At 68.3% G+C, this 19,825-nt stretch carries 20 protein-coding genes; 12 read left to right on the top strand and 8 right to left on the bottom strand.

The genetic code is table 11. The features are described 5' to 3' along the window. Positions 1–76: 76 nt before the first annotated feature. Positions 77–1,459 carry a class II 3-deoxy-7-phosphoheptulonate synthase gene (locus BLQ49_RS23670; protein ID WP_091720568.1) on the top strand — a complete coding sequence of 461 codons (1,383 nt, stop codon included), beginning with the start codon at positions 77–79 and terminating at the stop codon, positions 1,457–1,459. A gap of 131 nt (positions 1,460–1,590) precedes the next feature. Here BLQ49_RS23670 and BLQ49_RS23675 read toward each other — a convergent pair whose 3' ends face one another. After that, positions 1,591–4,473 carry an EAL domain-containing protein gene (locus BLQ49_RS23675; RefSeq protein WP_091720570.1) on the bottom strand — a complete coding sequence of 961 codons (2,883 nt, stop codon included), beginning with the start codon at positions 4,471–4,473 and terminating at the stop codon, positions 1,591–1,593. A gap of 212 nt (positions 4,474–4,685) precedes the next feature. Here BLQ49_RS23675 and BLQ49_RS30440 point away from each other — a divergent pair, with 212 nt between their 5' ends. After that, positions 4,686–5,063, top strand: coding sequence for a cupredoxin domain-containing protein (locus tag BLQ49_RS30440; RefSeq protein ID WP_244507739.1), 378 nt, complete (start codon positions 4,686–4,688; stop codon positions 5,061–5,063). A gap of 15 nt (positions 5,064–5,078) precedes the next feature. Here BLQ49_RS30440 and BLQ49_RS23685 read toward each other — a convergent pair whose 3' ends face one another. Then, positions 5,079–6,353: an efflux RND transporter periplasmic adaptor subunit gene (locus tag BLQ49_RS23685; RefSeq protein ID WP_091720573.1), complete on the bottom strand. Its 1,275-nt coding sequence runs from the start codon at positions 6,351–6,353 to the stop codon at positions 5,079–5,081. A 93-nt stretch (positions 6,354–6,446) separates the two neighbouring features. After that, positions 6,447–7,151 (bottom strand): sulfate transporter family protein, encoded by a 705-nt coding sequence (locus BLQ49_RS23690; RefSeq protein WP_091720575.1) that lies wholly within the window; start codon positions 7,149–7,151, stop codon positions 6,447–6,449. 137 nt (positions 7,152–7,288) lie between these two features. Between BLQ49_RS23690 and BLQ49_RS23695 the strand changes: the two genes are divergently transcribed. From BLQ49_RS23695 to BLQ49_RS23705, 3 genes are all read left to right on the top strand, one after another. Then, on the top strand, positions 7,289–8,602 hold the full coding sequence (locus tag BLQ49_RS23695) for a flavin monoamine oxidase family protein (RefSeq protein ID WP_091720578.1): 1,314 nt from the start codon (positions 7,289–7,291) through the stop codon (positions 8,600–8,602). An 84-nt stretch (positions 8,603–8,686) separates the two neighbouring features. Further along, a complete protein-coding gene (locus tag BLQ49_RS23700; RefSeq protein ID WP_091720581.1) occupies positions 8,687–9,313 on the top strand; it encodes a Crp/Fnr family transcriptional regulator in 627 nt (208 codons plus the stop codon). A 288-nt stretch (positions 9,314–9,601) separates the two neighbouring features. Then, a complete protein-coding gene (locus BLQ49_RS23705) occupies positions 9,602–10,222 on the top strand; it encodes a Crp/Fnr family transcriptional regulator (RefSeq protein WP_091720744.1) in 621 nt (206 codons plus the stop codon). Between the two features lie 32 nt (positions 10,223–10,254). Here the strand turns inward: BLQ49_RS23705 and BLQ49_RS23710 are convergent, their stop codons facing one another. Further along, positions 10,255–11,253 carry a 2-hydroxyacid dehydrogenase gene (locus BLQ49_RS23710; protein WP_091720584.1) on the bottom strand — a complete coding sequence of 333 codons (999 nt, stop codon included), beginning with the start codon at positions 11,251–11,253 and terminating at the stop codon, positions 10,255–10,257. A gap of 247 nt (positions 11,254–11,500) precedes the next feature. Between BLQ49_RS23710 and BLQ49_RS23715 the strand changes: the two genes are divergently transcribed. Further along, positions 11,501–12,064, top strand: a complete 564-nt coding sequence (locus tag BLQ49_RS23715; RefSeq protein WP_091720587.1) for an SH3 domain-containing protein — start codon at positions 11,501–11,503, stop codon at positions 12,062–12,064. 71 nt (positions 12,065–12,135) lie between these two features. Here the strand turns inward: BLQ49_RS23715 and irr are convergent, their stop codons facing one another. Continuing rightward, positions 12,136–12,651, bottom strand: coding sequence for a Fur family transcriptional regulator Irr (irr, locus tag BLQ49_RS23720; RefSeq protein WP_091720590.1), 516 nt, complete (start codon positions 12,649–12,651; stop codon positions 12,136–12,138). 217 nt (positions 12,652–12,868) lie between these two features. Between irr and fabA the strand changes: the two genes are divergently transcribed. The 3 genes from fabA (at position 12,869) to fabI (ending at position 15,965) form a co-directional block, all read left to right on the top strand. Continuing rightward, positions 12,869–13,405: a bifunctional 3-hydroxydecanoyl-ACP dehydratase/trans-2-decenoyl-ACP isomerase gene (gene fabA, locus BLQ49_RS23725; protein ID WP_091720592.1), complete on the top strand. Its 537-nt coding sequence runs from the start codon at positions 12,869–12,871 to the stop codon at positions 13,403–13,405. Positions 13,406–13,545: 140 nt separating this feature from the next. Further along, a complete protein-coding gene (gene fabB / locus BLQ49_RS23730; RefSeq protein ID WP_091720595.1) occupies positions 13,546–14,772 on the top strand; it encodes a beta-ketoacyl-ACP synthase I in 1,227 nt (408 codons plus the stop codon). 362 nt (positions 14,773–15,134) lie between these two features. Continuing rightward, on the top strand, positions 15,135–15,965 hold the full coding sequence (gene fabI / locus BLQ49_RS23735; RefSeq protein WP_091720598.1) for an enoyl-ACP reductase FabI: 831 nt from the start codon (positions 15,135–15,137) through the stop codon (positions 15,963–15,965). A 6-nt stretch (positions 15,966–15,971) separates the two neighbouring features. Here the strand turns inward: fabI and BLQ49_RS23740 are convergent, their stop codons facing one another. After that, positions 15,972–16,226 (bottom strand): hypothetical protein, encoded by a 255-nt coding sequence (locus BLQ49_RS23740; RefSeq protein ID WP_091720602.1) that lies wholly within the window; start codon positions 16,224–16,226, stop codon positions 15,972–15,974. A 140-nt stretch (positions 16,227–16,366) separates the two neighbouring features. On the opposite strand from BLQ49_RS23740, the gene BLQ49_RS23745 reads away from it, so the two are divergent. Continuing rightward, on the top strand, positions 16,367–16,606 hold the full coding sequence (locus BLQ49_RS23745; RefSeq protein ID WP_091720605.1) for a hypothetical protein: 240 nt from the start codon (positions 16,367–16,369) through the stop codon (positions 16,604–16,606). Positions 16,607–16,657: 51 nt separating this feature from the next. Next, the gene (locus BLQ49_RS23750; protein ID WP_091720608.1) at positions 16,658–18,148 is read left to right on the top strand and encodes a DUF6880 family protein; all 1,491 of its coding nucleotides are present in this window, start codon (positions 16,658–16,660) and stop codon (positions 18,146–18,148) included. 7 nt (positions 18,149–18,155) lie between these two features. Here the strand turns inward: BLQ49_RS23750 and BLQ49_RS23755 are convergent, their stop codons facing one another. Together BLQ49_RS23755 and BLQ49_RS23760 are read right to left on the bottom strand one after the other, a co-directional pair. Continuing rightward, positions 18,156–18,518 carry a DUF427 domain-containing protein gene (locus BLQ49_RS23755; protein ID WP_091720611.1) on the bottom strand — a complete coding sequence of 121 codons (363 nt, stop codon included), beginning with the start codon at positions 18,516–18,518 and terminating at the stop codon, positions 18,156–18,158. Then, positions 18,515–19,405, bottom strand: coding sequence for a methyltransferase domain-containing protein (locus BLQ49_RS23760; RefSeq protein ID WP_091720613.1), 891 nt, complete (start codon positions 19,403–19,405; stop codon positions 18,515–18,517). Before BLQ49_RS23760 ends, BLQ49_RS23755 begins: the two co-directional genes overlap by 4 nt. A 169-nt stretch (positions 19,406–19,574) precedes the next feature. Between BLQ49_RS23760 and BLQ49_RS23765 the strand changes: the two genes are divergently transcribed. Then, positions 19,575–19,820, top strand: a complete 246-nt coding sequence (locus tag BLQ49_RS23765; protein WP_091720616.1) for a hypothetical protein — start codon at positions 19,575–19,577, stop codon at positions 19,818–19,820. Positions 19,821–19,825 lie beyond the last annotated feature (5 nt).

Consider the following 19,825-nt stretch of genomic DNA (forward strand, 5'->3'; position numbering starts at 1 on the left):
CCGCACCGGAACCTCTCTATAAGCCCCGCTTCGCGCGTGAAGCGCGGTCGCACGAAGAGGTGCGCGGAGAGAGGCCATGGGCGAGCGTTGGACACCGAAGAGCTGGAGACATCTGCCGATCGAGCAGGTGCCCGCCTATCCGGACGTGGCCGCCCTGGGTGCCGTCGAATCGCAGATCGCGAGCTTTCCGCCGCTGGTTTTTGCCGGTGAGGCCCGCAAGCTGAAGGCAGCGCTCGCGCGCGTCGCGGCGGGCGAGGCGTTCCTTCTTCAGGGCGGCGACTGCGCCGAGAGCTTCGACGAGCATTCCGCCGACAACATCCGCGATTTCTTCCGGGTGTTCCTGCAGATGGCGATGGTGCTGACCTTCGCGGGCGGCTCGCCCGTGGTGAAGGTCGGGCGCATCGCCGGGCAGTTCGCCAAGCCGCGCTCCTCGCCCACCGAGACGCTCGATGGCGTCAGCCTGCCGAGCTACCGGGGCGACATCGTCAATGGCATCGGCTTCTCGGAGGAGGCGCGGGTGCCCGATCCGCGGCGCCAGCTGGAGGCCTACCGGCAATCGGCCGCGACGCTGAATCTGCTGCGTGCCTTCGCCACCGGCGGCTACGCGAATCTCGAGAACGCGCATCGTTGGATGCTCGGTTTCGTGAAGGATTCGCCGCAATCCTCCCGCTATCAGGATGTGGCGAGCCGCATGACCGACGCGCTCGATTTCATGCGCGCGATCGGCATCAACCCGGAGACCCATCCGGAGGTGCGGACCACCGACTTCTTCACCAGCCACGAGGCCCTGCTGCTCGGCTACGAGGAGGCGCTGACCCGCGTCGATTCGACCACGGGCGACTGGTACGCGACCTCCGGCCACATGCTGTGGATCGGCGACCGCACCCGCCAGCCGGACCACGCCCACGTGGAATACGCCCGCGGCATCAAGAACCCGATCGGCCTGAAGTGCGGTCCGTCTCTAAAGGCCGATGACCTGATCCGGCTGATCGACCTGCTCAACCCGGAGAACGAGCCGGGGCGCCTCAGCTTGATCTGCCGGTTCGGCGCCGACAAGGTTGGCGAGCATCTGCCGGCCCTGATCCGAGCGGTCGAGCGGGAAGGGCGCAAGGTCGTGTGGATCTGCGATCCGATGCACGGCAACACGATCCCGGCTGGTCGCTACAAGACGCGTCCGTTCGAGCGCGTGATGCAGGAGATCGAGGGCTTCTTCGGCGTCCACCGGGGGGAGGGCACCTTCGCGGGAGGCATCCATCTCGAGATGACCGGCAAGGATGTCACCGAATGCACGGGCGGCGCCCGGGCGCTGACGGCCGACGACCTGCAGGATCGCTACCACACCTACTGCGACCCGCGGCTCAACGCGGAGCAGGCGCTGGAGGTGGCGTTCCGCACGGCCGAGCTCGTGAAGGCCGAGCGCAGCCACATCGAGCGCCCGCGCCTCGACGCGGCGGAGTAAGGCACAGGGCTTCGCTTCGACTCCCTCCCCTGCGGGGGAGGGAGGGCAGACGTCCACCGTAGGGTGCCCGTCGATCCGTGAGTGTCCCAGCTGGCGAGGGCGAGTTGCCCAACGCGCCCGAGGCCCGCCCCTTACGCGATCGCCCGGCTGGCTCCATTCCAGCGGTGGATCACGGCGGCGACCTCCGAGACGGGTACGGGCCTGCTGAAGAGGAACCCCTGGACCTCGTCACACCCCTCGGCGCGGAGCTGCGCGAGCTGTGCCTCGGTCTCCACGCCCTCGGCGGTTGTGGTCATGCCGAGGCTGGCGCCCAGGCCGATGACCGCCCGCACGATGAAGTCGGTCCCGTCCTTGATGCAGAGGTCGCGCACGAAGGACTGGTCGATCTTGATCTTGTCGAAGGGGAAGCTGCGCAGGTAGCTGAGCGACGAATAGCCGGTGCCGAAATCGTCCATCGCGACGCGCACGCCCAGCGCCTTCAGGCTGTGCAGGATTGCGGTGGTGGCGCCGGGATTGGCCACGAGGACGGATTCGGTGATCTCCAGCTCCAGCCGCCGGCCCGGCAGGCCGGTCCTCCGCAGCGCCTCCCGCACGATGTTGATCAGGCTCGCCGAGGTGAACTGGACCGCCGAGACGTTGACGGCGACCTTGAGCCCGTCCGGCCAGCGGGCTGCTTCCTCGCAGGCCCGGCGCAGGACCCATTCGCCCAGCGGCACGATCAGGCCGAGTTCCTCGGCGATCGGGATGAACTCGGCCGGCGAGATGAAGCCGCGAACGGGGTGGTTCCAGCGCAGCAACGCCTCGAAGCCGCAGATCCGGTCGGCGTCGAGACTGTAGATCGGCTGGTAGTAGACCTCGAACGATTCGCGTGCGAGGGCGTCGCGCAGGTCGCGCTCCAGGAGCCGGCGGGCCTGCAGGCGGGCATCCATCTCGGGTTCGAAGAACCGGAACGAGCCCCGGGCCTCGGACTTGCCGCGGTCGAGGGCAACCTCGGCGTTCTTCAGGAGCTTGTCGCAACTCGTCCCATCGCTCGGTGCGAGCGTGATGCCGATGGTCAGCCCGACGCTGATCTCGTGGTTGCTCAGGCTGTAGGGTGTACTCACCACCTCGATGATTCGCCGGGCGAGCACGGCCGCATCCTCGGGCCGGTCGATGCCGCGCTGAATGACGATGAACTCATCGGCGCCGAGCCGAGCGACGCAGTCAATCTCGCGCACACAGGCCGTGAGCCGGTTCGCCACCGCGGCGAGCAACTCGTCGCCGACGCCATGCCCCAGAGTCTCGTTCACCGGCCGGAAATCGTCGAGATCGACGGCGAAGACCGCGAAACCGTGATCGCGCCCCGCCTGGGCCATCGCCATTTCGATCTGCTGACCGAGGGCGATGCGGTTCGGCAGCCCCGTGAGCATATCGTGGTGCGCCAGGAAGGCGATGCGGGCCTCGGCGCGGCGCCGCTCGGTAACGTCCTCGTAGGTGGCGACGAACCCGCCATCGGCGGTCTTGCGCCGCTCGATCGCCACGATGCGGCCGTTGCACAATTCCTGGAAATGCGTGTGCCACGCCCCACCGTGGAACGCCTCGCGCTGCTCGCGCAGCAACGTCTCGATGTCACAGCCCGGATGGTTCCCCGCCACGAGGCTCGCCGTCATCACCTGCACGGCGGTCATCCCCGGAACCACCGCGTTGGCCGACAAACCGTAGATCTCGCCGTAGCGACGGTTGACGACCATCAGGCGGTCCTGGTCATCGTAGAGGCACAAGCCCTGGGACATGTTGTCCAGAGCGGCATCGAGGCGGAGATTGGTCTCCGTCAGCCGATCCTCCTGCTCCTTCAGCAGGCTGATGTCACTGCAGACCGCGATGAAACCACCCTGTTGGGTGGCGCTGCGGCTCACCCGCAGCCAGCGCCCATCCGCCAGCCGGATATCGCCGTCGCGGGCCAGCGCCCGGAAGCAATCCCCGAGGATATTCGCCTCGCCGATCTCGGCCCTGTCCACGTTGCCCCAGAGGGAGACCCCCGCCTCGATCGCGGCGCCGAGGCCCGCGAAGAAGCGCTGGGCTTGGGCGTTGGCCAATGCGATCCGCCCCGCCGCATCGACGACGACCACGCCCTCCCGGGATGTCTGGAGCGCGTCCGTGACCAACGCTTCGGCGCGGCGGCGCTGGCTTACCTCGCGGGCCATCATCGCCTGGATGTTGTCGCGCATGACCGCCATGGAGCGCAGAAGGCTGCCGAGTTCGTCGCGCCCCCCGGCGGGGATGCGGTCCTCCAGACGGCCACTGGCGATCCGCTCGGCGGCCTGCGAGGCCGCGGCCAGCGGCCCCGTGATGCGGCGGTTGAGCAACCACGCGACCAGGGCGCAAGCGACGATCGCAAGCAACGCCGCGACGGCGTTGACGTGCATCTCCCGGGCCACGAGCATCCGGGCCGCCTGGCGGAAGGTGAAGCCGTCGCCGGCCGTATAATTCACCAGCAGGTCGATCTGATTGTCGACCACGCTGGCCTGCTGATCCAGGGCGTCCCAGCGGTCCGGCCGGGCCGTGGCGGGATCGAGGCCACGCCGCATCTCCTCCCAAGCGGAGACCGCCGCCTGGACTGCGCCGGCCGTCCGCACCGCCCGGTCGGATTGCGACCGCTCGACCGCGATGGTCAGGTCTTCGGCCAGCGTCGTCGATAGGTCGGCGATCTCGGCGTTGAGCTTGGCGGTCTCGGCTTCGTTGCGCAGGTGCATCCGCCGGGCGAAGGCCGTCCGCATCTTGGCGAAGTCGGCCGCAGTCGCCCGAGCGTAGTTGATGGACATCAACGACTCGTCGTACGTCCGATTGACCAGCGTGCCGATATGCGAGATCGCGACGACCGCGTAGAGCCCAAGCGCCCCCGACAGCAGGCTCATGCTCAGGAAGGCGACGAAGATCCGCCCCCGGATCGTGGTGAAGAACGACAGGAACCCGCGCTCGGCACCCGGGAGCACCACCGCGTTCCTGTCCTCCGTCGCCGTCTCGGGGTCTTGCATCGCACCGGCCGCCGCGCCACACGTTCAGCTATCTGTAGTTGCGACATATTAAGAGGCGCTTAGCTCGCAATCCCAGCAATTCGATTTAACAAGCAGGGCGAAGACAGGTCGTATCCCGATCGTTCGGCGGATCCGAGTGCGTAATCGGGTATCGCACAATGATTCTTCAATGAAGTGGGTGCGAGAATGGTCCTCGAAACCCGAGGTATCACATGGTCGCCTTCCGATCCTGGACCGCCGCGAGCGTCGGATGGCGCATCCCGTTGGCCACGGTGCTGGCCCTGGCCCTGGGCGCAACCTCCGGCCTGCTGGTCATCGGGCAGCTCCAGGCCTCCGGCATCCTGGTCTCGCAGAAGGGTCGGATGTTCCACCCCGACAACCTCGTGGTCGCCCGCGGGGAGGTGGTTACCTTCGTCAATGACGACAGCGACCTGCTGCACCACGTTTTCGTGGAATCCGAAACCTTCAATTTCGATTCCGGCGACCAGGAGCCCGGAAGCCGCACGCCGATCACCTTCACTGAACGGGGCACGTTCCAGGTGCTCTGCGGCATTCATCCGAAGATGAAGCTCGTCGTCCGGGTGAACTGAGGCCAGTCGGGTCGCTCAGCGCTGGGCCGAGCGCATCGGCTCCGGCACCGGGGGCGTTTTCACGCGCTCGATCGGTTGGCCGTCGCGAAGGTCGGGCGGCGGGCTGTAGACGATGCGGCTGTCGGCCGACAGGCCGGATTCCAGTTCGAGCGTGCGGCCCAGGTCGCGGCGCACCGTGACGGTCCGCCACGTCACGCGGTCGTCGTCGCCCACCTGCGCGACCTGCAGCCCCTTGCTGTTGAACACCGTCGCCTCCGCGGGCACCGCGACCGCCGGCTCCGTGCGCGGGATCTTCAACGTCACGTAGGCGTAGAACCCGGCTCGCAGCAGCCGATCGGGATTGGGTACATCGACCTGCGCGGTCAGGGTCCGCGAGGCGGCATTCAAGGCGACCGAACTGCGCTCCACGAAGCCGTCGAACGCGCGGTCCGGGATCTGAGGCACCGTGATCACCGCCTTGACGCCGGGCCGGATGCCGACCGAGTCGTTCTGCGGCACGTTCACGGTGATGCGCAGGATGCTGTCCTGGTCGATGCTCAGGAGCGGCGTGCCGCCGTTGTCGGCCCGGACGAGGTCACCGACATCGACGTTGCGGACCGTGACGACGCCGTCGAAGGGCGCCACGACGCGTTCGAACGCCGTCAGCGCCTTGAGCCGATCGACCACGGCCTGCTGGGACATGATGTTGGCGGTCGCCACCTTCACGCCGGCCTCCGCGGCGGCCAGGGTCGCGGCCTGGGACAGGACACCGGCCTGCGAGGTGTCCGCGTTCTGTCGGGAGGCCCAGCCCTGCACGGCGAGCGTGGTGGTCCGGTTGTTGGTGAGGTTGGCGAGGTTCACGTTGGCGCGCGCCTGCTCGACCTGCGCCTGTGCCTGGAGGAGCTGCGCCTTGAGCTGGCCGACCTGCGCCTCGGCCTGGGCGAGCTGCTGGTCGAGATCCGGGGCCGCGATCCGCAGGAGCAGGTCGCCGGCCCGGACGCGGGAGCCGATATCGACAGGGCGCTCGGCGATGTAGCCGGTCGCCCGGGCCGCGATCGCCGCACTGGTGAAGGCCTGCATCTCCCCCGGCAGGACGAGATCGAGCGAGCCCTCAGCCTTCTCGGCCGTGACCGTGCGCACCTGTGGGACGAGGGATTTGATCCGCTCCAGCGTCGCGCTCGCCGCGACGTCGCGCTGCCAGTGTCCGTAGGCGCCCCAGGCCAGGAGCCCGATACCGACGAGGCCGACGAGGAGGAACGGCGCCTTGCCGGGGGGCGGGGGGACATCCCGCTCTGCGTCGTCCGCCCTCATCGATCGGCTCTCCGCCACGGCGCCCGGAGACGCACACCTCACGGTAGCGGCCAATGCCCGCGACGGCCAGAGCGGGCATTGCCGCATCGCCGGCTACGCACCGCGTGGTCCGGTCAGACGCTCGCGTCGGCTGAGGCGCTTGTGCAGATGGACCATCAGGGCGATCCCGAAGAGCGGCGTCAGCAGGTTGAGGATCGGCACCACCATCATCGCGGAGAGCAGGCAGCCGGCACCGAGCGTCCGAATCGGGAAGGTCCGGCGCATCGCGGCGGCCTCGGGCAAGGGCCTGAACCGGGCCGCCGCCATCTCGAAATATTCGCGGGCGAGCAGGTAGGCATTGGCGGCGAAGAAGGCCGCAATCCCGATCACCGGCACGAAGAAGATCACCAGAGCCGCGAGGTTGACCAGCAGTGTCACCCCGGCAAAGCGAACCGCGTAGAGCATCGCGGTACCGAAAGGCATGGCTTGGCCTGGCGGGTCCCCGGGGAAATCCGTGCGCTCGACGATCGCTGCCGCGTCGTCGAGGAAGAAGCTCGCCACCAGGATCGAGATCGCCGGCATCAGATAGGCCAGGGCCACGAACAGCCCGAAGCCCGCCAGGTAGTAGGCGAGGCTGTCGAGGATCGGGTATTGGGACGAGATGTGGTGGCTCGCCTGAAACGCCTGGACCAGCCGGGTGAGGCCGAGCCAGACGAGGACCAGGAGCCCGAGCGTCAGGCCGAGCGATTTCCACAGGATCGCCCGCAGGGGCGGCGAGAAGGTCTGGCGCAAAGCCGCCGCGGCGGACTCGACGAGCATCGGGTGAGGGTTCCGGTCGCCGCCCGTCGCGGCGCGGCCGCGTTGTGGAGCGGTGTGGCTGGCGGCGCAAGGCTGCCGGTGCCGCAGCACCGGTGAAGGAACGGGGAACGCACGTGCAGGACGCAAGACCAGGGGGCTTGAGCCCGCGGGGCGCCGAGCCCCCGCGACAGCCCGCCTACAGGCCCCGACTCGCGCCGCTGCCTGAGGATCCGGAGGTGCTGGTGATCGGGGCCGGGGCCGCCGGCATCGGCGCGGCGCGGACGCTCGCCGCGAGGGGCGTGTCCGTCGCGGTGCTGGAGGCCCGCGACCGGGTCGGCGGCCGCGCCCTGACGGTGGCCCTGCGCGGCCATGCCCTCGATCTCGGCGCCCACTGGCTCCATGCCGGGCCGATCAATCCACTGGTGGCTTTGGGCCGTGCGCGCGGCGAGCGCCTGCGCAAGGCCCCGCAGGACAGTCATGTATGGGTCGGACGGCGGCCCGGCCGCGGCGACGAGGTCCGCGCCAACGCCCGGGCCTTCGCCCGGGCCGACCAAGCGATGACCCGCGGCGCCGCGCGACCGGGCGCCGACAGGGCGGCCGCGACCGCATTGCCCCCGGGGCTCGGACCCTGGGGCGCCCGGGTGGCGCAGGTCCATGGCCTCGTCTCCGGCCGGCCGCTCGGCGAGATCTCAATCCACGACTTCCCAAGCATGGAGTACAGCGACAACTTCTTCCTCGCCGACGGCTACGGCAGCTATCTGGCGCGCCTCGCCGATGGCTTACCGGTGGCGCTGGGGACGGCGGTGACGCGGGTCGACTGGTCGGGCGGCCGTGTTCACGCCACGACCGCCAGCGGTACGGTGTATCGGGCCCGCGCCCTGATCGTGACCGTGCCGATGATGGTGCTGCGCGACGGACCGACCTTCTCGCCGCCGCTGCCGAACGCCGTCCGGGCCGCCATCGACGGCTTCACAACCGGCATCTACGAGCATGCGGTGCTGCACTGGCCGTCGAGCCCGTTCCGCGGCCGGGACCGCCTGGCGGCGATTCACGGCGGGCGTCGTGCACCACCGGGCCTGCTCACCCGCATCGACGGAACGCCGTTCCATTACTATGAGCTCGACTGTCACGAGGCAGCGGCGATCGACGCCGCCGGGACCGGGACGGACGGGGTGCGCCGGTACGTCCGGGCGGTCCTGGCCGACGTGTTCGGCTATGCGCGGCTGCGCGACCTGACGATCCCGACCGTGAGCGCGTGGCGCCACGATCCGTGGTCCCGCGGCTCCTGGGCCGTCGTCCCGCCAGGGCACGCGCCGGCGCGGCTGCAGCTGCGCGAGCCCGTGGGCGACACCGTGTGGTTCGCCGGGGAGGCGCTCTCCCGGGAGCAATGGGGCACCGTGGGCGGCGCCTACGCCGAGGGCACGCGCGCCGGTGAAGCCGTTGCGGAGCGTATCAGCCCGGGCACAGCCTGAGCGACGCGGACCGGGCATCCGCCCGGGCGTCTTGCAGGGGCCCGGCGGGATGGGCATCCCCCGCATGTCAGTGAGGGGGACACCATGAATTGGATTGAGGCGATCGGCTATCTCGGCACGGCTCTGACGATCTCGGCCACCGCCATGAGCACGATGATCCCGTTGCGGATCATCTCCCTATGCGCGAGCTGCGCGGTGATCGTTTACGGGAGCCTGATCGGCAGCATGCCGGTGGTGCTGACCGAGCTGATCCAGATGCCGTTCAACGCCTATCGGCTCTGGCAGATGTTGCGCCTCGTCCGCGACGTCGAGACGGCCGCCGACGGCGACCTCTCCCTCGAATGGCTGCGGCCATTCGGCTCGCGGCGCCCGTTCGGCATTGGCGAGGTGGTGTTCCGCAAGGGCGATACCGCCGACGAGATGTATTACATCGAGAGCGGTGTTTTTCGGATTCCCGAGGTGGGGATCGAGGTTCGCAAGGGTGGCATTGTCGGCGAACTCGGTCTCTTGTCGCCCGGCAACGCCCGCACGGCCTCGCTGGTCTGCGTCGAGGCCGGGCACGCCCTGTGCGTGTCCTACTCGGACGTGAAGCAACTCTACTACCAGAACCCGGAATTCGGTTTCTACCTCCTCCGGTTGACCAGCGAGCGCCTGTTCCAGGGCAGGCACGGTTTGAGCAATCCACAGGCCGTCGCGGGCGATGCACTTTGACGATCTCGGCGTCCCAAGGCGCCCTGACCATCCGCCTGAACATCGATGAGATCTCGTGCAAGACGGATCCGATTAGAAATCCTGTTTTTCCGAGATGTGAAATTTATGTTCGGCATTAAAAAATATATAATTGCTTCATCCAAATAATACCACGGCGATACTACGGATACTAACGTATTTTCTGCTTCATTAATGTGCAATACGCATCACGGCGACGCATCGCGGTGCTTGCTGAATTCGGTTTGCCCAAGCTACCTGCTGCGCTTTAACAGCGTGACGGGGGTCGAGATGGATTGGGTTGAAGCAATCGGATTTCTAGGAACTGGACTGGTCGTTATTTCTACTGCGATGACCACCATGATACCCCTGCGCGTTATCGGTATATGCGCGAGCTCCGTCCTTATAGCCTACGGAATATTGATTAATAGCTGGCCGGTGATCATCACCGAGCTGTTCGAGCTGCCGCTCGCCCTCTACCGGCTGTGGCAGATGTTCCGTCTATTGCGCGAAACGAAGGCGGCTGCGGAGGGCGACCTGTCGTTCAAGTGGTTGCGCCCCTTCGGGTCGGAACGCGCGTTCGGGGCAGGTGAAACGGTGTTCCGCGCCGGTGACCCAGCCCAGGAGATGTACTACGTCGAAAGCGGAGTCTTCCGGGTCCCGGAGCTAGATATCGAGGTGCGGTCGGGCGGGATCGTCGGCGAACTGGGCCTGCTCTCGCCCGGTAATGCGCGCACGGCGTCGCTGATCTGCACAGAGCCCGGCAAGGCGCTGTGCGTGACCTATTCCAACCTCAAGGAACTCTACTACCAGAACCCGGATTTCGGCTTCTACTTCCTGAAGCTGACGACGGAGCGGCTGTTCCAGAGCGTCGAGGCCTCAAAGCGACCGACGACCGCCCTCACGCTGTGAGGCGGCGTCGCCGTCTCACCGGCCGCGGCGGATCACAGCATGCTGGGCAGGATCCGGTCCGGCGGCCGGTGACCGTCCATGAAGGTCTTGATGTTGATGATGACCTTCTCGCCCATGTCGATGCGGCTCTCGTAGGTCGCCGAGCCCATATGGGGCAGCAGCACGACCTTCCCCTGCCGGGCCAGCTTCACGAGGCGGGGGCTGACGGCCGGCTCCTGCTCGAACACGTCGAGGCCGGCGGCCGAGATCTCGCCACCCTCGATCAGGCGCGCCAGGGCGTTCTCGTCGATCACCTCGCCGCGGGCGGTGTTCACCACCACCGCCTCGGGCTTCAGCAGCTTGAGCCGCCGCGCGGACAGCAGGTGGTAGGTCGCGGGCGTGTGCGGGCAGTTCACCGACACGATATCGACGCGCGCGAGCATCTGGTCGAGGGATTCCCAGTAGGTCGCGTCGAGCGCCCCCTCGATGGCAGCCGGCACCCGACGGCGGTTGTGGTAGTGGATCTGCAGGCCGAAGGCCCGGGCGCGCTTGGCGAGCGCCTGGCCGATGCGGCCCATGCCGACGATGCCGAGCCGCTTGCCGGTGATCCGCCGCCCGAGCATCCAGGTCGGCGACCAACCCGTGGTCCACTCGTCGTCCGGAATGATCCGAGCGCCCTCGGCGACCCGGCGGGCCACGGCGAGAATCAGCGCCATCGTCATGTCGGCGGTGTCCTCGGTCAGCACGCCCGGCGTGTTGGTGACCGTGATGCCGCGCTCCAGCGCCGCCGCGACGTCGATGTGATCGACGCCGTTGCCGAAATTCGCGATGAGCCGCAGGTTCGGACCGGCCTGGGCGATCAGCCCGGCATCGATCTCATCGGTGACGGTGGGGACCAGGACATCGGCGTCGCGCAGGGCTGCGGCCATCGTCTCGGCCGCCATGGGCGCATCGTCCGAACTCAGACGAACGTCGAACAACTCACGCATCCGCGTCTCGACGGCATCCGGCAGCCGTCGCGTCACGACCACCAGCGGCTTGCGCTTCGACACGTTTCTCTCCCCGTCAGCTCTGCGGCGTGATCGCGGCGGGGCCGCCCCACGCAAGCGTCCGTTAACCGAATTCGGCCAGACAGGACCGGTCGCCCGGCGCCGGTTCCGGCGCCTGTCCCGGTCCAGTCGACTCTCTACCAGAGGTGGGCCGGAACACAATCGGATGCCGGCACGGCCCGCACGCCGAAGGGGCCTCGCTTTCGACAGACCCATTCGTCACCATCGACGTCCGGACAGGGAGACGATCATGCGTGTGTTACGCCTCAGCTTCGCCGTCGCGGCGCTGCTGGCAGGTGGCCTCACGACCGGCGCGGGAGCCGCCCCCGCGGCGCCGATCGAGACCGGGATCGGCCCGGTCACCAAACTGCCGCTTCCGCGCTATGCCAGTCTGAAGACCGACCGCGTCAACCTGCGCGAGGGGCCGTCCAAGGATCACCGCACGCTTTGGGTGTTCCAGCGGGCCGGATTGCCGGTGGAGATCGTCGGCGAGTTCGAGACCTGGCGCCGGATCCGCGATTCCGAGGGGACCGAAGGCTGGGTCCTGCACTCACTGCTCTCGGGGCGGCGCACCGCGATCGTCAATGCCGGCCCCAACAAGGGCATCGAGAAAGCGGCTGTTTCGCTGCGCGCCAAGGCCGACGACGGCGCCGAGGACGAGGCCAAGCTTCAGACGGGCGTGATCGGCAGCGTGAAGAGCTGCACCGGCACGTGGTGCCGCTTGATCGTGGCACTGCCCAACAAGCGGGACGTGGATGGCTATATCCGCCAGAACCGCCTCTGGGGCGTCTACCCGAACGAGCTCGTCGAGTAGCGCACCCCGAAACACAAAAGGGCCCGGATGATACCGGGCCCCTCGATAATCCTAGTCGTCGAGCCGCCGGCTCAGCTCTGGCGGCGCGCGTTCGGCCGAGCGCGGCGCAGGCGGACGATCACCTCGACACCGGCGATCTCCATGCCCTCAGGCGCCTCAGGCAGCGAATCGACTGTGATCCCGCAATCGGGCATGTCGATCACTTGGCTCTCGTCCTCCAGGTAGAAATGGTGATGCTCACTCGGGTTCGTGTCGAAGTAGGCCTTCGACCCGTCGAGTGCGAGCTGACGCAGAAGCCCGGCCTCGGTGAACTGGTGCAGCGTGTTGTAGACCGTGGCCAGCGAAACCGGCACCTTGGCCCGCATCGCCTCGTCGTAGAGCATCTCGGCCGTCAGGTGGCGGTCGCCCCGGCCGAACAGCAGCCAGCCCAGGGACAGGCGCTGCCGCGTCGGCCGCAGGCCCGCCCGGCGCAGACGATCGCGCAGGTCGGAGAGGGGGCAACCGCGGCGCGGCGTCCCGTTGGCGTCCAACTGGGGAGCGGGGACCCGCCCATTGAAGACGGCCTGGAAGGGCACCGGTTCGGACATCGCTAGACTGAACGCTCGACAGAGGGGCCTGAGAGGATTCCCGTCAGTATATGGAACTGGGTCTATGGTCGCAACCCAAGCCGCGCTGTGCCGCTTGACGAAGGCCCGTGGCTTTGAAGGCGCATCGCCCCGTGCTAACCCGCGCGCCACAGGACGGGGCTACGGCCTACGTCGGCGAACGCGACGCGCTCGCAGATCCGAGGACACAGCCAACGCAATGCCGCCAGACGCCGAAACCTCTGCGCCGCAGGGAAACCGCCGATCGCACTACTCCTACGAGGACCTTCTGGCCTGCGGGCGGGGCGAACTCTTCGGGGCCGGGAACGCGCAACTGCCGTTGCCGCCGATGCTGATGTTCGATCGGATCACCTCGATCGCCACGGACGGCGGCGCCCACGGCAAGGGCCATGTGACGGCCGAACTGGATATCCGGCCCGACCTCTGGTTCTTCCCCTGCCACTTCCAGGGCGACCCCGTGATGCCAGGCTGCCTGGGGCTCGACGCCCTGTGGCAGATGCTCGGCTTCCATCTCGGTTGGCTCGGCTCGCCGGGCCGCGGACGCGCGCTGGGCGTGGGCGAGGTGAAGCTCGCCGGCCAGGTGCTGCCGTCGATGAAGCGAGTCGTCTACAACGTCGATGTGAAGCGGGTCCGCCAGGGCAAGCTCGTCCTCGGCATCGGCGACGGCTGGCTCGAGGCCGACGGCGAGCGCGTCTACCAAGTGCAGGACATGCGCGTCGGCCTGTTCCAGAGCTGAATGGACCGGTTCGGGGGCGCCCTCGGCGGCTTGGTCGCAACGTTGGGCGTCTTCGGCGGTTGAGATTGTGTCCGCGTCATCTTAGCTGACCGGGACGCGGCGCGGGCGAGCGACGCCGCGACGGAGGTATCGTCACCATCATGCGCCGTGTCGTCATCACCGGGATGGGCATCGTCTCGTCCATCGGCAACAACACGCAAGAGGTGCTGGCCTCCCTGCGCGAAGCCCGCTCGGGCATCGCGCGCGACGCCAGCTACGCCGAGCACGGCTTCCGCAGCCAAGTCTCCGGCGCGCCGACCCTCGACCCGGAGGGCGCGGTGGATAGGCGCGCCATGCGCTTCCACGGCGGCGGCACCGCCTGGAATCACGTCGCCATGGATCAGGCGATCGCCGATGCCGGGCTGGACGCGGGCGATGTCTCGAACGAGCGCACCGGCATCATCATGGGCTCGGGTGGCCCCTCGACCCGGGTGATCGTCGAGGCCGCCGCCATCGCCCGCGACAAGGGGCCGAAGCGGATCGGCCCATTCGCGGTGCCGAAGGCGATGTCGTCGACCGCCTCAGCGACGCTCGCCACGTGGTTCAAGATCCGCGGCGTGAACTACTCGATCTCATCGGCCTGCGCGACGTCGAACCACTGCATCGGCAACGCCGCGGAGATCATTCAAGGCGGCCGCCAAGACATCATCTTCGCGGGCGGCTGCGAGGATCTAGACTGGACGCTGTCGGTGCTGTTCGACGCCATGGGCGCCATGTCGTCGAAGTACAACGACACACCGGCCCGGGCCTCCCGGGCCTACGACGCCAACCGCGACGGGTTCGTCATCGCGGGCGGCGCCGGCGTGCTGGTCCTGGAGGAGTTGGAGCACGCCAAGGCGCGTGGCGCGCGGATCTACGGGGAGATCGCGGGCTACGGCGCGACGTCGGACGGGCACGACATGGTGGCGCCGTCCGGCGAGGGCGCGGTGCGCTGCATGCGCCAGGCGATCGAGAGCCTGAAGGGCGCCCGGATCGACTACATCAATCCGCACGCCACCTCGACCCCGGTCGGGGACGAGAAGGAGATCGAGGCGATCCGCGAGGTCTTCGGCCGCGGCGAGGTGTGCCCTCCGATCGCTGCCACGAAGTCACTGACCGGCCATTCGCTCGGCGCCACCGGCGTTCAGGAGGCGATCTACAGCCTCCTGATGATGAACAACGGTTTCATCTGCGAGAGCGCCCATATCGATACGCTGGACCCGGCCTTCGCCGACATGCCGATCCTGCGGGCGCGCCGGGATAACGCCAAGCTCGGCCATGTCCTGACGAATTCCTTCGGATTCGGCGGGACCAACGCGACGCTGGTGCTGAAGCACATCGACGCCTGAAGCACCCGGAACCGCCGCCGTGAGGGCGGCGTTTACCGACCGTTGAGATTTCGGGGGCGGCCATGGGGACGTTCATCTTCGGAACGTTGGGTGGGCTGATGCTCGCCGGGTGTGCGGCGATCTATGCCAAGCAGGCCCTGATCAGGGAGGCGGAGTCCCGTACGGACGGCCATTTCTGATCGCGACTGGCAGTTCGTGAACGCCCCGCCCATTCGGCGGGGCTTTTTTGTCCGTCCTGGTACGCCGACGCGTTTGGATCGCGCGGCGAGGCGCGCTAAGGCACCCTGCCGCGGTTCGGTCGAGCGCATCGCGGTCTGCCCCGGGATCCGGGCGCGGTGCACTCGTTCGGGACATGTGTCGGCATGACGGGTTTGATGGCGGGCAGGCGCGGCCTGATCATGGGCGTCGCCAACGATCACTCGATCGCATGGGGCATCGCCAAGGCACTCCACGGACAGGGCGCGCAACTCGCCTTCACTTATCAAGGCGAAGCTCTCGGCCGGCGTGTCACGCCACTCGCCGCGCAGCTCGATTCGGACGTCGTCCTGCCCTGCGACGTCGAGGATACGAGCTCGGTCGATGCCGTATTCGAAGCGCTCGATGCACGCTTCGACGGCGGGCTCGATTTCGTCGTGCATGCCATCGGGTTCTCCGACAAAGCGCAGCTCAAAGGCCGCTACGTCGATGTGACCACGCGCGAGAATTTCGTGCGTACGATGACGATCTCGTGCTTCTCCTTCACCGAAATTGCCCAGCGCGCCGCCAAGCGGATGAAGGCCGGCGGCTCGCTGCTGACGCTCACGTATGGCGGCTCGACGCGGGTCATGCCGAACTACAACGTGATGGGCATCGCCAAGGCGGCGCTCGAAGCCTCGGTCCGTTACCTCGCCAGCGATCTCGGCCCGAACGGGATCCGGGTGAACGCCCTGTCGGCCGGGCCGATGCGGACGCTGGCGGGTGCCGGGATCGCCGACGCACGGCTGATGTTCAACCACCAGCGCGCCCATGCTCCCCTGCGGCGGACCGTCAGCCTGGAGGATGTCGGCGGCTCGGCCCTCTACCTGCTGTCGCCGCTGTCGGGCGGCGTGACCGGCGAGGTCCACTTCGTGGATGCCGGGTACAACATCATCTCGATGCCCCGCCCGGACGTGCTCCAGGCGCAGGACGAGGCGGGCGTCGTCGGAGCCCCTTGAGCAGCCTCACTCCTCGGGGATGCGGCCCGGGGGCAGGGGACCCGTTTGGCTGACGCCGCGCTCGCCGCGACCGGCCCGCCTCTGGCGCTCGGCCCGGACCTCGTCGGCCGTGGGTGCGGCGGAGGGATAGTTCGACGCGAAGGGATTGGGCGGCGCTCCGCGCCCCGAACCGCCGAAAAGCTTGTCGAGAAACCCGTCTTCAGCGTTCGCCGGCAGCGCGACGAGGAGAAGGGCGAGGGCGAGGATCGTTCGGAGCTGCATCGTCGTCGTTGCCGTACTGGGAGGCACCCAGGCTAGATCCACTTTCCGGCGGATCGGAGGCCGACGCCGCAGACCGTCTGGAACCGTGGCGCGTCCGGCGGGTTCGCGCTCAACGACAAAGGGCGCGTACAGGAGGCGTGATGTCCGAGGTTACCTATCGCATCGTCGAGCATGATGGCGGCTTCGCCTACAAGGTGGGCGATGTGTTCTCCGAGACCTTCCCGAGCCGCGAGGAGGCGCTTCAGGCGGCCCAGGCGGCGGCCGCCGAGCAGCAGGTTCCAGGCTCGACCGAGGGCATCCGCTACCAGGATCAAGCTGGCGGCTGGCACGATGAGACCGCCCAGGGCAACGACCGGCCGCACGCCAAGGTCGTCGAGTAGCCGCAGGGACGCAACGATCGTGCGGAAGCCGGCGCATCGACAGGAGCCGTCGTGGCGCGCGCTCGGGCGGTGAAGCCGAAGGCGCCGGGCCTGCCGAAGGGCGCGCGGCGCACGACGCCGTCGCCCGAGACGCTGGCGGCCCTCGGCGCCGACAGGCTGATCGGGCTGATCCTCGGTGAGACGGCGCGCAATCCTGGCTTCAAGAAGCTGGTCACCGCGGCACTCGCCTCGCTACAGGGGCCCGACGCCGTCGCGGCCATCGTCGACCGGCGGCTGACTGCGCTCGAAGGCGCCCAGGGCTATATCGATTGGCAGAAGCGTCGGGCCTTCGCGGCCGATCTCAACGCCACCATCACGGTGATCGTCGACGAGCTGCGTCCCCTCGATCCTGCCGCAGCCCTCGACCGGCTCCGGCGCTTCCTCGCCCATGCCGACGCGGTGCTCAACCGCGTGGATGACGGGAACGGCGCGGTCCAGGGGGTCTTCGAGCGGGCGTCCGCGGCCTTCGTGGCGATCGTTGGCGGGTTACCGCCCGAGGTGGCCGGGCGGATCGCGACGAGCCTTGTGTCCCCGTTCACCGACGATCCGTTCGGACCCCTCGGGATCCTGTTGTCGGAGATGATTCCATCGATTCCGGCTGATGCCCTTGCCGAGATCGACGCGGGCTTGGCCGAAGCGCTTGCCAGACCCGAGGCTGGCCGGTCACGAAGCGGACATGCTGCCTATCGCTCGGCGATGCGCACCCAAGTCCTGCGTCTGCGTCAGGCCATCGCCGACCGCCGGGGCGATCCGGACGCGTTCATTGCCCTCGAGAGCGCGATCGTCCCCGGGGGCGAGAACCGGACTGCGATCGCCCGGCGGCTCCTCGCCGCAGGCCGTGCGCGCAAGGCCCTGGATTGGATCCGGCGGCCGCAGGATCCCAGGCGGCGGCTCGCCACCCGTGAGGACCTGATCGCCGGCTTCGATCCGCGGGGGCCGGAGCGCGAGCGCCTACTCGCGGAGATCGAGATCCTCGACGCCCTCGGAAACAGCCGCGAGGCGCAGGCTCTTCGCTGGGGATGCTTCGAGCGTGAGCTCGACGGCCCCATGCTGCGCAGCTTCCTCGCCAAGCTCCCCGATTTCGAGGACGAGGAGGCGCTGCAGCGTGCCCTCGACCATGCGGAAGCCTTTCCGGAACCCCACCGGGCTCTGGCTTTTCTGATCGCGTGGCCGGACCTTCACCGCGCGGCCCGTTTGGTGACGCGGCGGCCCGACGCCTGGGACGGAGGCCTGCACTACACGATCCTCGCCCCCGCCGCCGACGCCCTGGCGCAGGACCATCCCCTGGCCGCAACGGTCCTGTACCGTCGGCTGATCGATGGCGTCTTCGCCCACGGCCGTAGCGCGGCCTACCCACATGCCGCGCGCTACCTCACAGAGCTCGATGGCCTAGCCCCGCGGCTCGAAGCGGGCGCGATCGAGCCGGACGCGGATGCCTATCGCGCCCAGCTCCGGCGCGAGCATGGCCGCAAACACGCCTTCTGGTCGTTGGTCCGCGCCTGAAGCGGCGTCAGTCGGTCACCGCGATGGAGTCGACGCGATCCGGATAGAAGGCCACATGATCGCGGATCTGGTCCACCGCAGGATAGGGCGACTCGTAGCTCCACACCGCATCGGGCCGATGTGTTCCCTCAACCCTCAGGTCGAAGTAGCGTGCATCCCCCTTGTAGGGGCAGTGACTCGTGTGCGCCGAGGCCGCGAAGGTCTCAGAACGAATATCGCTCCGCGGCACGTAGAAGACCGGGGGATATCGGGCCTCCTCAAGCCGGAGGGCGCGGCGCGTATCCGCGATCACGATTCCAGCAAGGGTCACGCGCACGCGGCGCGGCTCCCTCGTGATGATGATGGGGTGGTCGGGTCCGGGCAGTTTCATGGTGATTCCCCGTCCTTCGGTTTCAACTCGATCGTCCCGAGAGCGTCGGCGAGGCGCGTTGTGGCGCTGCCGGGACGCAAGGCCTTCTGCTGGCTCTCGTGCGGCACCCAGCCGGAGAGCCAGAGCACCTCGAAGGTCGCTCGCACGCGCCCGTCCGGATCGGAGAAGCGCTCCGCGTAGATTTCCGCGGCGCGCAGCAGGGTCGCCCGGCGGAGCGGCGTCCGCCGACGATCGGTGAGCACGTTGGTCATGCCCATGGCCCGCAGGTCACGCATCAGGCCGAACGGGTCAGCGTAGCGCACCGTGAGCGTGTCGGTATCGGCCACAGGCAGCGCGAAACCGGCCCGTTGCAGCAGGGCGCCGGCCTCACGGACGGCCGCGAACGGCGCGACCCGCGGGCTGATCCCCCCTTCAATCTCGCTCTCGGCCTGACCGAAGCTCTGGCGCAGTTCGGTGAGGGTGGCACCGCCGAGGAGGCAACCGACGAACAGCCCGTCCGGGCGCAGGGCACGGCGCAACTGGATCAGCGTGCCCGGCAGATCGTTGACGGCATGGAGCGCCAGCAGCGAGACGGCAAGATCGAGGCTTCCGGCCGCCAGGGGCAGGCTTTCCGGATCGCCGACGATCCGGCCATGTCCTGGCTCCGGACACGCTGCCAGCCTGATACACCGCGCCAGAGGATACCGGGCCGTCAGGATCGGCAGAGCAGCCGGCGCCGGCGAGGCGAGATCGAGCACGCTCGTGAACTCGCGGAGTACGGCGCCCAGGCGATCGTCGAGATCCTCGGCGAGTCGATCGAGCAGGAAGCCCGCATAGCCGAGCCGCCCGGCGCGGGCGAGGCGATGCCGGGCGAGGGCGGTGTCGAACAGGGCGGCGGGAGTATCCATCGCAGTTCAGATGGCATTCCCGATGCTCACCCGCCAGCGGCATCACGGCGACACGACCGAACCGGCGCACGGAGTCGTGAGCCGGTGTATCCTCGTGGAACGAGTCGGCAACGTGGCTGTTCCTGCACCACATGGCCGTCGGGCCACCATCGTTCGGGAGTTTTGCATCATGACGCGCATGCTTGTCGGGGCCGCCATGGCCCTCGCCGCTCTCACGGCCGCCAGCGGCGCCGAGGCCAAGGGCTGCATCAAAGGCGCCATCGTCGGCGGCATCGCAGGTCACTACGCGGGCCATCACGGCCTGCTCGGCGCCGCGGCCGGCTGCGCGATCGGTCGCCATCGGGCGAATGCCCGCGACCGCCAGGTGGACCAGCAGCCGATGAACACGGGCGCACAACCGGTTTCGGCCCGCTGAGCCGC

Source organism: Methylobacterium phyllostachyos (assembly GCF_900103445.1).
GTDB classification, from domain to species: domain Bacteria; phylum Pseudomonadota; class Alphaproteobacteria; order Rhizobiales; family Beijerinckiaceae; genus Methylobacterium; species Methylobacterium phyllostachyos.